Origin of the sequence: Altericroceibacterium spongiae, assembly GCF_003610805.1 — a bacterium.
Classification (GTDB): domain Bacteria; phylum Pseudomonadota; class Alphaproteobacteria; order Sphingomonadales; family Sphingomonadaceae; genus Altericroceibacterium; species Altericroceibacterium spongiae.
On sequence record NZ_RAPF01000010.1, the window covers coordinates 1 to 14,503 of the forward strand.

Sequence of the window (14,503 nt, forward strand, 5' to 3'; positions counted from 1 at the left end):
GCCAATCTGGTCTACAACTTTGATCGCCTGATCTTCCACGAACGGCGTGCAGCCACTGGATAGCTGCGCCTGAAATCAGCCATCAGCCTGAAAAGCGATGAAGAAGGACCTGTGAAAGCCCGCCGCCACACCAGAAATGGCACCGCTCACGCCGCAGACGAAAACCGGCCAATCATGCCACCAAACTCATGGTTATTGCGGCTGTCCACCTCTCTGCCGACCTTCTCGGCAATGTCGAGCATCGCTTCGGTTGTTTCGAATGAATGCGCGGAAAAATGCTCTGCCTCGAACAGCTCTTCGATATGGAGCCAGTCCCGCAACATGAAAGTCAAATCGAGACGGTTAATGATATCTGTCATGAAAGCGATGTCCTGAATACCGAATTGTATATGCTTGCCCGACAGTGTTGCTCTTAATGAAGCTGTTCCATATTCCGTGTTGCTGCCAGACCGCAGGAATGGAGGAAAAGGGAACTTGTCCGCACGTCATTTCTGATCAGATTCCCGGCACCGTGACGGTCATCCCGCCATCGACGATAATCGTCTGCCCGGTGATATATTGGCCTGCATTGGAGGCGAGAAACACAGCCGCTCCGGCTATGTCATCCGGTTCACCGATACGCCCCAGTGGCACACCGGCCAGAGCCTTTTTCCGATTGCTCCCGTCTTCCCACAATGCACGCGAGAAATCCGTGCGGATCAGGCCAGGCGCAATACAATTTACACAGATATTCCGGGTTCCGTATTCCACAGCCAGATTACGGGCGAGCTGGAAATCCGCCGCTTTGGAAATGTTGTAAGCGCCGATCGTTGCCGATCCTCGCAAACCGCCCATGGAGGATATCAGAACGATACGCCCCCCACCCCTATGCTCCATATCAGGCGCTACCAGAGTGGTGAGCCAGTGACTGGACAGCAGATTTGTGCGCAGAATCTTTTCAAACTGCTCATCACTGATCCCCGCCATCGGTCCGTAATAGGGATTGGCTGCCGCATTGCAGACAAGCACATCAACCGGCCCTAACTGCTTGCGCGTCTCGGTCACAAGCGCTTCCACCGCATCGCGCGAACCGACATTGGCCGCAAAAGGCACGGCTCTGCCTGCCCCTCGCCTATTGATCTCCTCGGCGACTTTATCGCAAGCGTCCTGCTTGCGGGAGGATACCATGACGTTAGCGCCGGCCGCCGCATAGGCTTCTGCAATGGCCCGCCCGATACCACGGGTAGCCCCCGTTACGATGGAGGTTTTTCCTTCGAGGCTAAACATAGGTTGCGTCATGCCATCCCTCACATCGCCGATATGCCGCCATCTATCTTCAGCTCGGAAGCCGTCACGAAACGGCTTTCGTCCGATGCCAGATAGAGAACGGCCTGCGCCACTTCTTCCGCTTCGCCCAGGCGCCCCAGCGGAACCTGCTTTTCCAGCTTGGCCAGGACGGTGGCCTCTTCTTTGTCGCCGACCAAATCCTGCAGGATCGGGGTGCGGATGAAAGTCGGGTGCACCGAATTGCAGCGCACATCCCACCCCTTGCGCGCGCAGTGCAGCGCCACCGACTTGGACAGCAGCCACACCGCCGCTTTTGACGCATTGTAATTGGCAAACCCCGCCGAGGCGATCAGACCGGCGATCGAGGAAAGATTGACGATCGAGCCCGGCTGATTTTCGCGCAGCAAGGGAATGGCGTGTTTACAGCCCAGGAACACACTGTCGACATTGATCGACATACCCCTGTGCCATTCGTCGAGATCGAAATCCTCTACTGAGCCGTTGAGCACCACCCCGGCATTGTTGACCAGCACCGAAAGGCCGCCCATCGCCTGACGCGCAAACTGCAATGCGGCAATCCATTCGTCCTCCCGGGTTACATCAAGACGGAAAGAAAGGGCCGCCTCCCTGCCCAGATCGGCATTGATCGCCGCCGCCTGATCCTGCGCAGCAGCATCATTCACATCGGTCATCAAAACCTGCGCACCTTCCTGCGCCAGCAGATGAGCGACAGCTGCACCGATCCCCTGCCCGGCACCGGTGATCAGTACTTTCTTGCCTGCAACGCGACCATTCATGCGGAAAAAACCTCGTGCTTCTGCAAAGGCCCGTCACCGGCCAGCGGGATCAGCTTCCAATGGTCTTCTGCCCGCGCAATCGACCTGTGCGGATCGGCTGCGAAACAGCCTTTGCAGAAGCGCGTCCGCTCCGCCTCCAGCTGGGAAAGGCGTTCATTTGAGCAGGCCCAACCCGCCACGAACGCATACCATCGTTGAGCCGATTTTCGGCTTCTGCCTATTTGCTTCTGCATCTTTTCTCCTCTCCATTTGTCCTACGATCCGAGTATTAAAAAAGCAAGCCATGCATTTAATAACCGAACATCTCCTCGATATATTGCCTTTTTCAGCTAAAAATTATCACCTCCAAGAAAGCTGCAAATTTATTTTGTAGGACATAAGATATACATATGAGGAGATGATAATCTTATGCTCCTTCAGCAAAACCTCATAAAACTGCTGCCACCTGACCGCTTAACTATCCACTCTTGACAGTCCGACCACCGACATTATCGATATAGTTCTATATAGAATGTTATTGACCGGCATCGGCATGTACAGGCTGTCAGCTTTATTGCCCTGGTAATGAACCAACCCAGGTCTGCTGCAGACACCTCGCCAGTGAGTTCCCACCCGGCGTCAGGGGAAAACCACTCCCCGGCACAGGCAGGAAACCGAACCAAAATTAATCAATAAAAGGAGCAGGATATGGAGCTGGATGTAATAGCTGAAGGGTTGCACTTCCCGGAAGGGCCAGTGGTTATGCCCGATGGTTCTGTCATCTTCGTAGAACTGGCGGCAGGAAGATTATCGCGCAGCTGGGGCAACGGAAAAATCGAAACCATTGCCGAACTGGGTGGCTGCCCGGCCGGTGCCGCTTTAGGCCCGGATGGCGCAGTCTATGTAGCCAATCTGGGTGGCATGGATATGTCGACAATGGATGCACTGGACGGCCCTGGCAATGAGGGGCGCGTGGAACGTGTCGATCTGACAAATGGGACATTCGAGCGTCTCTACGACAGTTGCGATGGGCAGCCACTCTCCGCACCCGACGATCTTGTTTTCGACGATGACGGCGGTTTCTGGCTCACCGATCTCGGCAAAGATTTCGCGCGCCATCGTGAATATGGCGGCCTGTATTATGGTAAAGCAGATGGTTCGCTGATTAGTTGCGGACGTTATCCGGCAGTCGCTCTGAATGGCGTGGGCCTCGCTCCCGACGGCAAGACACTCTATACATCGTCCACTACCACGTCTCGCTTATGGTCCATACCGGTCGAAGCGCCCGGCCAGCTCGAACCGGCAGGCCACGCCATGCGTGCCGGCAGCCCCAAAACAGGTGAATTAATGGCCACTATCCCCGGAGACTGTGGTGTCGACAGCCTTGCCGTTACGGCTTCCGGGGCCGTCTGCGTGGCCACACTCTATCGAGGAGGGATCACAACGGTCCGCCAGGACGGTACCATGGACTATCTCCACCTGCCGGACGAATACACCACCAACATCGCATTTGGCGGTGAGGACATGCGCTCAGCCTATATTACGCTGTCGGCCAGTGGCAGAATTATACGTATGCGATGGAAAGAGCCCGGCCTTAAACTCAACTACGGACTTTACTGAAAGTAATAACACCCCAGACCAGCTCGCAATGGCGAGCGATATAGGCGACTAACTTTCTGCAAGCACGCCAATATGGTTATGTTGGCGTGCTTGCAGCTCTAAATTTCGGTTGGAAAGCTATAATCTTCGGAAGTCTGAGAGCAAAGCGCGGTTTAACATCAAACGGAGGAGATCATCCGCTCAGACTAATGTTTGTAACAATGTTCCCTGTGCCAGGTGAGATAGGCGGGATGTGGCCGGTCTCCCGGTTTGACCGGCACGATGGCCCGTCCGGTTGGATTGAGCATGGCGCGGATACTGTCCTGATCGTTGGCCTGCCGGCTGACAAGAATTGTCAGATCGTTCTGCAAGCCGATCAGACCACGATCGAACATCCAGTGGACAGTACCTGACAGCGCAATACCATTATTCACACTATCCGGCCCGTCACTGGCCACAGGGCGGATATGCGCAGCCTCCACCTCCGCCCGCCCGCCTCCATTGATGAGTTTGAGACCGGTGATGGCACATCGCGCATCATACGCCATAACGACACGCTGCCGAAACAGGCGGTCACGCACAAGGCGCGAGCCCAGACAGGCCATACGATCGCGCGCGACTTCATGGATAAAAGGCTGATGGTCCTCCCGAAGTCTGTTTCCGGGTCCATCATCTTCGAAAACGGGTTGATCCAGCCGGGGCAGGAAATCACCCAGCTCGGCAAGGCCGCGATCGACGATGCGATTGAAATCCGCATTCGATAAAGATCGTACGGCCGATTGTGCCCTGCCTGAAATAACACCCCTTTCATTCAGAACGCCTTGTTCAAGCACCCCTTCAGGACCGTTGAAAGGGACCGGGTTAATAAAATCGAGATAGCTACCGCGCTCAATCAAGGCGAGATACATGCCATCCGTTTCAGGGTCAGGGACAACCTGTTCTATCTTGGCGACCGCGAAATATCCGCGCGTTTGGCGGATCTTGCTGGGCTCATAATAAACGATCCAGTCCCCGATGCAGGCGCGTACCCGCTGCAAATATTGCGGCGGGAACTGATATCGTTCCGCTGGAACATCCTTATAAACAGAATCGGGCCGATGGATGAATACGCCTTTACCCATATAAGAGAAGTAACGAGGGTAAGCGCGGAAGAAAATCCATTTGTTGCGCGGTGCAGAACAAGAACAAGACCGCATAAACATTTACACACTTCAAGAGTTCCCGGCATTACACTGAGTTTTATTCAACGCGCCATGTGCACATAAGGCGGTATTACCGGAACCTCATATTCTCTAAACAGGTTCCATGAAGGGACAGGTGGCGTGCAGCCTGCGTCTGGTCACCGGATTAAGTCTCATCCGACCGACCACCGGGGCAGGTACAGACGTCGCATATACACCTGCTCTCTTCGCCCCCCGCCTATTGGCGCCGCGCGATATTGCATTCAACCGGAAGGAGAATTGAAGATGCGTGCCACCATCATGTACGGCCCTCATGAAGTCGGCATCGAAAATGTCCCCGATGCAGCCATCAAGGATCCGACCGACGCGGTTATTCGCATTACCCGCGCCTGCATTTGCGGCAGCGATTTGTGGTTTTATAAAGACGGGCCTGCGGTCGATCATCAGGCCATGGGCCATGAAGCGATCGGCATTGTGGAAGATGTTGGCAGCGCGGTTCAGACGATCAGGCCGGGCCAGCTCGTTATCATGCCCTTCGTCTACTCCGACGGCTCCTGTTTGTTCTGCGATGAAGGCCTGCAAACGGCCTGCGTCCATGGCGGCACTTTCGGTGTCGGTGGAGAGGCGGCGGGAGCGCAGGCCGAAGCACTGCGCATTCCTTATGCCGACGGCACGTTATATCCGCTGAATGTCGATCCCGACGATGCGCTTATGCCATCGCTTCTCAGCCTTTCCGATGTGATGGGCACCGGCTATCACGCCGCTGTCAGCGCACAGGTCGGGCCGGGTCATACAGTCGCCGTGGTGGGTGACGGTGCCGTCGGCCTGTGCGGTGTGATCGCCGCCAGGAAGCTCGGTGCCGAACAGATTATCATTATGGGCCATCATGAGGATCGCATCGCACTGGCGCAAGAATTCGGCGCAACCGATGTGGTGCGCGAAAGAGGTGATGCCGCCAGCGAGCGCGTCCATGAACTGACAGGCGGTTTCGGCGTCAAATCGGTGCTCGAATGCGTGGGCAGCGAGCAGGCGATGAACACCGCGCTCGGCGTGGTTCGCCCGGGTGGCGCCGTCGGCCGTGTCGGCGTCGCTCATTACGACACATTGCCCGGTCAGGATACGTTTTATCGGAATGTGACGGTCTCAGGCGGCCCCGCCCCGGCACGCGCTTATATCGATGAGCTGCTGCCCGATGTCATGTCCGGCAAAATCCAGCCGGGCAAGGTGTTCGACAGCACGATCGGCCTCGATGGCGTGCCCGAGGGCTATCGGGCGATGAATGAACGCCAGTCACTCAAAGTCCTGATTCGTCCGTAACCCGAACAGGCTGCGCTGCGCGACCCCGGCTGACTGCTCCCTATTCTGCGCACGCCACCCGATGAAGTGATCTGGCGGCATGACGGCGGGCGCGCTTTCTGATAAAGGCGCCCGTTTAGGGGCCGACGGGCCATGACATTTGGGAAAGTTCGGACAAGTGACCAAGGCGAATCTGCCGATCTGTGTTGCGGCACTCTATCAGTTTACGCCCTTTGACGATCATGCAGCGCTTCAACAGCCGCTGCTCGATGCCTGTCTTGCGCAAGGGGTCAAAGGCACATTGCTGCTGGCCCATGAAGGTATTAACGGAACGATTGCCGGCTCCGATGCCGGGATCGAGGCGACGCTCGATTATATCCGCACCCTGCCCGGCTGCGCGGCGATAGAGGTAAAGATATCGCGGGCACTGGAAATGCCTTTCTACCGGATGAAGGTGCGGCTGAAGAAAGAAATCGTCACTATGGGCGAACCGGATATCGATCCGGTGGAAGGTGTCGGTGCTTATGTCGCACCCGATGAATGGAATGCGCTGATCGAAGACCCGGACACGATTGTGATCGATACGCGCAACGATTATGAAGTGGCTATCGGCACTTTCAAAGGGGCGATCGACCCGAAAACGAAATCCTTCCGCGAATTTCCCGAATGGTTCCAGCAGCACCGCGCGGAATTCGCAAAAGACGGCAAACAGCCGAAAATCGCGATGTTCTGCACCGGCGGCATTCGCTGCGAAAAGGCCACCGCTTATGTCAAAGCGCAGGGACTGGACGACGTCTACCACCTCAAAGGCGGCATTCTCGCTTATCTCGAACAAGTACCCGAAGAACGATCCACATGGGAAGGCGATTGTTTCGTGTTCGATGAAAGAGTGAGTGTGAAACACGGGCTCCATCTGGGCGATTACGCTTTGTGCCGCGCCTGCCGCATGCCGCTGACCCGGGAAGAATGCGAATCCGATCTTTATGAGGAAGGGGTAAGCTGCCCCTATTGCCATGAAGAACGGACCGATGAGCAGCGCCGGCGTTATGCCGAACGCCAGCGCCAGACCGAACTGGCCGAACAGCGCGGCATGACCCATATCGCCGCCGCCGCTGACCAGGAGCTTTCTCATAAGGCCGATGACTGAACCGATCCTCTACAGCTTTCGTCGCTGCCCCTATGCCATGCGTGCCCGGCTCGCTTTGCATGTCAGCGAGACACAATGCGAAGTCCGCGAAATTCTGCTGCGCGACAAGCCCGAAGCCATGCTCGAAGCCTCGCCCAAAGGAACCGTCCCGGTTTTGATCCTCGGCGATGGAACGGTGGTGGATGAGAGTATCGAGATCATGCGCTGGGCGCTTGCGCGGAACGATCCGCAAGGCTGGCTGGAGGGAGACGATACCGAATTGCTCACCGCCAATGACGGGCCGTTCAAACATCATCTCGACCGCTACAAATATGAAACCCGGCATAATAGCGATCCGATCGAACATCGCCGCGCCGCGCTCGCCATCCTGCAACAGCTCGAAGAGCGGCTGGCTGCGCAACCCTATCTGTGCGGTAAAAAAGAAACACTTACCGATATGGCGATCCGCCCCTTTATCCGGCAATTCGCGGCGACCGACCGGGAATGGTTCAATGCTCAGCCGCTGCCCCGCCTGCAAGCCTGGCTGGATGCGTTTCTGCAATCTGAGCTGTTCGCAAGTGTGATGGTCAAACGCGCGCAATGGCAGCCCGGTACACCGGGCGAAGCGCTGTTCTGAACGCGGTCAGGCCGCAACGGCTTCTGCCTCAGGATCTTCCGCCCTGTTCGCTTCGGCAGCGGGCACATCGCCCGGTTTCAACCGTCTGGCGAAATGGGCCAGCCCCAGGATGCACAGGACAATGCCGACCATACAGCCGGCGGACAGAATATAGGCACGCAAGACATTCGCGCTGCTGGAGAGAAACAGCGAACCGATCATCGGTGCCAGCGTCGCACCGATCTTGGCAATGAAGCTGGCCCAGCCCCCGGCACTGGAACGGATGGCGCTCGGATAATAGATGCTCGCAATCGAAATGACCGAGGCATGGCCACCGCCGACAAGGATAGAGCCGATCAGGATGACCGGTATAAAGAGCGGCCCGCTATCCAGCCCCAGACCGACGGCGAGCAGAAAGGGAATGGCAAGCGCCGGAAAAATGGCAATCCATTTCGGCCCCTTGCTTTCGGTAAAGCGCAGCAGCAGCACACCGGCGATCGCGCCTGAAAGGCCCCCGACTGCGCCGATCCAGGCAGCGCTCTGGCGCGCAATGCCCAGTTCTTCGAGAAACACCGCGCCAAGGCTGCTTTTGAGAAAAATGGCGATGGAACTGGCGAAGTAGGCCGCCCAGATCAGCGGCGTCATAACGGCCAGCGGCCCGCGAAACAATTCGCGGAATATGGCGGCCAGCGAGCGACTTCCCGCTTCGGTCCGTTCATCGCCCAGGACATATCGCTCCACCTGCGATCCGTCGAAAGTCGGGGCAAAGCGCCGCAGCGCCTTTTCGACACGCGCCCTGTGTGCCCCGCGCGTTACAAGAAAACGCACCGATTCGGGCAAGGCGGCAATCAGGATCAGCGAAACGATCAGCGTCGCCACCCCGGATGCGAAATAGACCATATGCCAGCCATAATCGGGCGCCAGCAGATTGGTCACCGGCCCGGCCAGCGATCCGCCGAGGCTGAAACCGAACATGATAACGGCCACGGCGGTTGCCCGGCGGCCCGGTGGCATCGCTTCGATATTGAGCGCCCAGGCAACCGGCAGCAGCCCGCCAATCATCAACCCGCCAAAAAAGCGGATAATCATCAGCGCTTCGGCACTGGTGGCAAAACCGGTGAGGAATGTGAGAATGGCACAAAAGAAAGTGCATATGGCGATGACCGGCTTGCGCCCGATCCGGTCGGCAATGAAGGAACAGCCCAGCGCCCCGATCATCTGCCCCGCAACTCCGGCCGAGATGACCATCCCGATCATCGAATCCGCCAGACCCATTTCGTCCCGAATGTAAGGCACGGTGTAGGAAATCAGCAAAAAATCCAGCCCGTCGAACAAGGTGACGAGACAGGACAGCCCGATCAGCAATTTGTGAAAGGGGGTGAAGTGAAGCGCATCCAGAAAAGCCGCCACGTCGAACCGGCCGGATGGAATCCGGCTGTCGCAAGTGTCTTCAGACATGTCATTCTCCCGCATCCCTTATAGCAGAAGAATGCTAGCTTGCTATCGTTTTATCATACTGCCTCAAAAGAAAGGGCGGCCCCGAAAGGCCGCCCCCCTTGAAACGTCGCATCCAGCCGTTCAGGCAGCAACGCGATTGACGCCTTTACTCTGGAGATAGCGTTTCACGTTACGTGCAGCCTGCCGCAGGCGCTGTTCATTTTCGACCATGGCGATGCGCACGAAACCTTCGCCATCCTCGCCATAGCCCACACCCGGTGCCACAGCGACTTCAGCCTGCGTGAGCAGTTCCTTGGAAAATTCGAGACTGCCCATATGAACGAGCTCGGGCGGAAGCGGAGCCCAGGCGAACATAGATGCCTTGGGGGCGGGTATCTCCCAGCCTGCCCGCCCGAATGCCTCGATCATCACATCGCGCCTTTTGTGATAAAGTTCGCGATTGGTATCGACGATTTCTTGCGGGCCATTGAGCGCCGCACAGGCCGCCGCCTGAATCGGTGTGAATGCGCCATAATCGATATAGGATTTTACGCGTGTCAGCGCCGCAATCAGCTTCTTGTTGCCGACCGCGAAACCCATGCGCCAGCCGGCCATGGAATAGGTTTTGGACAGAGAGGTAAATTCGACCGCAACGTCCTTGGCCCCCGGCACCTGCAAGATCGAAGGGGTCGGATTGCCATCATAATAAAGTTCGGAATAGGCCAGATCGGACAGGATCCAGACCTTGTTTTCCTTCGCCCAGGCGACAAGCCTTTCATAGAAAGCCAGATCGACCGTTTCCGCTGTCGGGTTGGAAGGGTAATTCACGATCAGAATGGTCGGGCGCGGCACGGTAAAGCGCATCGCCTTTTCCAGCGCATCCCAATATTGCTCATCGGGCGTCGTGGGGACCGAGCGGATAGACGCCCCGGCAATGATGAAACCGAAAGTGTGAATCGGATAGCTGGGATTGGGCGCCAGAATCGTATCGCCGGGCGCGGTGATCGCGCTTGCCAGCGTGGCCAGCCCTTCTTTCGATCCCAATGTGACGACCACTTCGGTTTCGGGATCGAGATCCACCCCGAAACGGCGTTCGTAATAATTCGCCTGGGCTCGGCGCAATCCGGGAATGCCCTTGGACTGCGAGTAGCCATGCGCGTCGGGCTTGCGAGCCACTTCGCACAATTTGTCAATCACATGTGGGGGCGGGGGAAGATCCGGATTGCCCATGCCAAGGTCGATGATGTCCCGCCCTTCCACGCGGGCCGCGTGACGCATCGCATTGACTTCAGCGATGACATAAGGCGGCAGGCGCTTAATGCGGTAAAACTCTTCTTCCATGACCTCTAACTATTCCTGAAATGACGCAGCCTGATTGCTACGCCACAGACAATTGTGACGGAAAGGCAAGATTCACGCAATGCGGCCCTTTTCATATGACGACTTTTTTCGAAAACCCTACTCACAATTGTCGTAAAAGAACGTATGCTTGTTTCGATGAGCAAGAACGATTCCATTCCGTCAGACAGCTCACTCGATTTTCCCGGGAAAGCTGCTCAACTGTTCACCGAGATGCTGCGTTTGCAAAGCGAAGCTGCGCGCCAATTGCTGGATACGATCCTGCCTGAAATGCTCTCTTCGCTCACCGATGAGGACAGCCTGTCCGAATGGAGCGAAGCGACTGCAAAGATTCAGCAGATGTGGCTCGAATTCAACCGCCGGCAAGCCGTTCCACTGAGCCCGATTCCCTTCTTTGCCGATCCGTCCGAATGGATGAAACTGATGAAGGTCTGGTACGATCAGTTCCCGGTGGTCGATCCCGCCCGGCAGCAGAAATTATGGGAAGAAGGCATCGTTCTGTGGGAGAATATTCTCGACCAGTACGGCCTTGGACCTCATGGCAGCCATGCCACCACGCTGGAACCCGAATTTCCGCGCAAGGACCGGCGCTTCACCGATCCGGCCTGGAGCGAACATCCCGCCTTCGCTCTGCTGCACCAGACCTACCTGCTGCTCGCCGAGCGGGTGCAGGAAATGGTCGATGATGTCGACGGCATAGCACCACAGGAGCGCGATCAGTTACGCTTTGCCACCCGCTGCGTGCTCGATGCGATGAGCCCGGCCAATTATCCGCTGGTCAACCCTGCCGTGCTCGAACGTACGATCGAAACCCGCGGCGCCAATCTCGTAAAGGGTATGGAACGGCTCGCAATCGATCTCGAAAAAGGGCAGCTCACCCATACGGATCGCAGCCAGTTCGAACTGGGAAAGAATGTCGCTGCGACGCCCGGCAAGGTCGTTCACGAAACCGACCTGTATCAGGTGATCCAATATTCGCCGACGACCGATAAAGTGCTCTCGACCCCGCTGGTGATTTTCCCGCCCTGGATCAATCGCTTCTATATTCTCGACCTCAACCCGAAAAAGAGTTTCGTTCGCTGGGCTGTGGAACAGGGGCTCACCGTCTTTATGGTGAGCTGGCGCTCAGCCGATGAAAGCCATGCCGAAGTGGGCTGGGACGATTATATTCAGGCCCAGCTCGATGTGATCGATCTGGTGCGTGAACGGCTGGATGTGCCTTCAGTTCACACGGCGGGCTATTGTGTGGCCGGAACCACACTCGCAGCCACCCTCGCCGTGCTGGCGGCGCGCGGGGCAAGCGACAAGGTTGCCAGCGCCACATTTTTCACCGCTCAGGTCGATTTCGAAAATGCGGGCGATCTGAAAGTCTTTATCGACGATGCCCAGCTCGAAATGGTCCGGCAGGCCAGCAGCAAAGGTTATCTCGACGGGCGCTATATGGCCGCGACTTTCAATCTGCTGCGCGGAGCCGATCTGATCTGGAACTATGTCGTCAATCACTATCTGATGGGGGAGGATTATCCGGCTTTCGACCTGCTGTTCTGGAACAGCGATGTCACCAATCTGCCCGCCAAATGGCATGAAGCCTATCTGCGCGATCTCTATCGCGACAATTTGCTGGTGAAGCCCGACGCCCTGAGCGGCGCGAATACGCCGATCGATCTCACCCGAATCAAGACTCCCTGCTATATTCAGGCCGGGATCGAGGATCATATCGCTCCGCCGCAAAGCGTCTTCCGTATGACCACGCATCTGTCCGGCCCGGTGCGGTTCGTGCTGGCGGGGAGCGGACATATCGCCGGTGTCATCAACCCGCCTTCGGTCAATAAATATCAATATTGGACCAGCTCCGAACCTGCCGCGACACTGGACGATTTCCGGAAGAAGGCGACGGAAACAGCCGGGAGCTGGTGGCCCGACTGGATCGAATGGCTCACCGAACTGGCCCCCGAAACGGTCCCGGCCAGGGGCAAACGCAAGCCCGGCGGCAGAGGTGACAAAGCGATCGAAGATGCTCCCGGCCGTTATGTCCAGATGCGCTAAGCCGCTATTTTCGGCAGAAAAGCTGACGATCCCGGTTTAGCGCGAAAAATTAGGTAGCATCGCAAGATAATGTTGCGCTGCAACAAAATCCTTGACTCGACTCAATTGAAACCATATTTTGCATCGCAGCAATGGTGGTTGCGGGAACCGCTGTTGCAGGAAGTGAGGAATTATGGACGAGTCGAAGGACAAAGCCATTCAGAGTGCTGAGAAACCCGAAGCTGCGGCTCCTTCCCCTCCAAGGAAGGAAGAGAGCAAAGCTGCGGTCTCGGAGACGCCCAAAGCAGCTGCTCCGGCTGCTCCCAGGCCGACACCGGTTGCTCCCAAACCGACTGAGGTTGAGAAGCCGGCACCTGCCGCCACCTCCGTGAGCGAGAATGCCACCACGGCCAGGGCCAAGCCGACACCGAAGAAGACCGCTGTGAAAGCGGCCGATAAGAAACCGGCCGCCCGGAAGAAAGCAAGCCCGGCGAAAACCAGGTCTGCTGCCCAAGGAAAGAAGAGTGCGAAGGTCGCTCCCACCGCAGCCCAGTCTTCGAAGACGGAGGCCGCACCTCAAAAGACGATCAGCGAGTTGAAGGAACAGATTATGGCTACTGCCAAAAAAACCGATCTTAACGAAACCATGAGCGAGGCAATGAACGAAATGCAGTCTCGCGCAGGTGCCGCCTATGAAAAAGGCAATGAACTGATGGGCGAAATGACCGATTTCACCAAGGGCAATGTCGAAGCCATGGTCGAATCGGGCAAGATCCTGTCCAGCGGTTTGCAGGAAATGGGCAAGACCTGCGTCGAAGACTGCAAGTCGGCCTATGACACCGCCACCAGCGACATGAAGGAAATGGCCGCCATCAAGTGCCCGACCGAGCTGTTCCAGCTCCAGGGCAAGCTGATGCGCCGCAATTTCGATTCGATGATGGCTTACGGTTCGAAGAACACCGAAAGCATGATGAAGCTCGCCAATGACGCTTTCGCGCCGCTTTCCGGCCGCATGAGCGTTGCCAGCGAAAAGCTTTCGAAGGTCGCCTGAATCGCGTCCTGACGGATCGGATGATCTGTCACCATATATAGTGCTGCCGGGAGCTCACCCTCTCCCTCCCGGCAAGCGAGCGAGCGGGCCGGATAGTTGCAAGACTGTCCGGCCCGCTTCTGTTTTGCGCGAAGGGACGAAGGGAGAGCGGCACGCCAGCAAGCCCCCCTGCCCGCGCCTTTTCCGGCCTTATATCCCGCTCGCACTATGCCAAAATGCCAGCCATCTGCGATAAATGGCCATTTTGATGCCACCGACATCTTGCAGGCACCGCATTCGATACGATATTCAGGCAGCATGAACCGGTTTACCGATCCATATCAGGCCCCTTTCCGGACGCTGCCCGTCATAGCCGATGACGAACAGGGAGACGATCCGGGCGAGCAGGATGGCGACAGCCAGATCGGCCTTGCCACCAAAGCCCGTGCCAAACCCAAAAAGCCGAGCCAGTACAAGGTGCTGCTGCTCAATGACGATTACACGCCGATGGAATTCGTCGTGATGGTCCTCAAGCGCTTTTTCCGGATGGATCTCGAACAGGCGACACGGGTCATGCTTCATGTCCATCAGCGCGGGGTCGGTGTATGCGGTGTTTTTCCTTACGAAATCGCCGAGACCAAGGTGAATCAGGTGATGGATTTCGCGCGGGAAAACCAGCACCCGCTCCAGTGCACATTGGAAAAGGCCTGACACGGCTTTGCAGCGGCTGCGTCACAAACGCCATGACGCGCCCGTCAAGTGTCGCTATAGGCCAGTTTCGCTTTTGAATTC

At 57.1% G+C, this 14,503-nt stretch carries 13 protein-coding genes; 7 read left to right on the top strand and 6 right to left on the bottom strand.

What is annotated here, in order from left to right:
- Positions 1-146 precede the first annotated feature (146 nt).
- From D6851_RS14840 to D6851_RS14850, 3 genes are all read right to left on the bottom strand, one after another.
- Positions 147-359 (bottom strand): hypothetical protein, encoded by a 213-nt coding sequence (locus tag D6851_RS14840; RefSeq protein WP_120325694.1) that lies wholly within the window; start codon positions 357-359, stop codon positions 147-149.
- A gap of 136 nt (positions 360-495) precedes the next feature.
- Positions 496-1,278 (bottom strand): SDR family NAD(P)-dependent oxidoreductase, encoded by a 783-nt coding sequence (locus tag D6851_RS14845; protein WP_120325695.1) that lies wholly within the window; start codon positions 1,276-1,278, stop codon positions 496-498.
- Between the two features lie 8 nt (positions 1,279-1,286).
- Positions 1,287-2,063 carry an SDR family oxidoreductase gene (locus tag D6851_RS14850; RefSeq protein ID WP_120325696.1) on the bottom strand — a complete coding sequence of 259 codons (777 nt, stop codon included), beginning with the start codon at positions 2,061-2,063 and terminating at the stop codon, positions 1,287-1,289.
- A 687-nt stretch (positions 2,064-2,750) separates the two neighbouring features.
- Here D6851_RS14850 and D6851_RS14860 point away from each other — a divergent pair.
- A complete protein-coding gene (locus tag D6851_RS14860) occupies positions 2,751-3,662 on the top strand; it encodes an SMP-30/gluconolactonase/LRE family protein (RefSeq protein ID WP_120325698.1) in 912 nt (303 codons plus the stop codon).
- 185 nt (positions 3,663-3,847) lie between these two features.
- On the opposite strand, the gene D6851_RS14865 is transcribed toward D6851_RS14860, so the two are convergent.
- Positions 3,848-4,843, bottom strand: coding sequence for an HNH endonuclease (locus D6851_RS14865; protein ID WP_238474131.1), 996 nt, complete (start codon positions 4,841-4,843; stop codon positions 3,848-3,850).
- 264 nt (positions 4,844-5,107) lie between these two features.
- Between D6851_RS14865 and D6851_RS14870 the strand changes: the two genes are divergently transcribed.
- The 3 genes from D6851_RS14870 to D6851_RS14880 all read left to right on the top strand — a co-directional run bounded on the left by D6851_RS14870 (position 5,108) and on the right by D6851_RS14880 (position 7,881).
- Complete coding sequence (locus D6851_RS14870) at positions 5,108-6,139, top strand: zinc-dependent alcohol dehydrogenase family protein (protein ID WP_120325700.1); 1,032 nt, start codon at positions 5,108-5,110, stop codon at positions 6,137-6,139.
- A 157-nt stretch (positions 6,140-6,296) separates the two neighbouring features.
- Positions 6,297-7,265 carry an oxygen-dependent tRNA uridine(34) hydroxylase TrhO gene (gene trhO, locus D6851_RS14875; RefSeq protein WP_120325701.1) on the top strand — a complete coding sequence of 323 codons (969 nt, stop codon included), beginning with the start codon at positions 6,297-6,299 and terminating at the stop codon, positions 7,263-7,265.
- Positions 7,258-7,881: a glutathione S-transferase gene (locus D6851_RS14880; RefSeq protein ID WP_120325702.1), complete on the top strand. Its 624-nt coding sequence runs from the start codon at positions 7,258-7,260 to the stop codon at positions 7,879-7,881. Before trhO ends, D6851_RS14880 begins: the two co-directional genes overlap by 8 nt.
- A 6-nt stretch (positions 7,882-7,887) precedes the next feature.
- Here the strand turns inward: D6851_RS14880 and D6851_RS14885 are convergent, their stop codons facing one another.
- Both D6851_RS14885 and D6851_RS14890 read right to left on the bottom strand, forming a co-directional pair.
- A complete protein-coding gene (locus D6851_RS14885; RefSeq protein WP_183030123.1) occupies positions 7,888-9,318 on the bottom strand; it encodes an MFS transporter in 1,431 nt (476 codons plus the stop codon).
- A 120-nt stretch (positions 9,319-9,438) separates the two neighbouring features.
- The gene (locus D6851_RS14890) at positions 9,439-10,638 is read right to left on the bottom strand and encodes an LL-diaminopimelate aminotransferase (RefSeq protein ID WP_120325704.1); all 1,200 of its coding nucleotides are present in this window, start codon (positions 10,636-10,638) and stop codon (positions 9,439-9,441) included.
- A gap of 156 nt (positions 10,639-10,794) precedes the next feature.
- Between D6851_RS14890 and D6851_RS14895 the strand changes: the two genes are divergently transcribed.
- The 3 genes from D6851_RS14895 to clpS all read left to right on the top strand — a co-directional run bounded on the left by D6851_RS14895 (position 10,795) and on the right by clpS (position 14,422).
- Positions 10,795-12,702: a PHA/PHB synthase family protein gene (locus tag D6851_RS14895; protein WP_238474132.1), complete on the top strand. Its 1,908-nt coding sequence runs from the start codon at positions 10,795-10,797 to the stop codon at positions 12,700-12,702.
- A gap of 172 nt (positions 12,703-12,874) precedes the next feature.
- Entirely contained in the window at positions 12,875-13,732 is an 858-nt protein-coding gene (locus D6851_RS14900; protein ID WP_120325706.1) for a phasin family protein, read from the top strand.
- A gap of 297 nt (positions 13,733-14,029) precedes the next feature.
- Positions 14,030-14,422, top strand: coding sequence for an ATP-dependent Clp protease adapter ClpS (clpS, locus tag D6851_RS14905; RefSeq protein WP_238474133.1), 393 nt, complete (start codon positions 14,030-14,032; stop codon positions 14,420-14,422).
- The last annotated feature ends 81 nt before the right edge of the window (positions 14,423-14,503 follow it).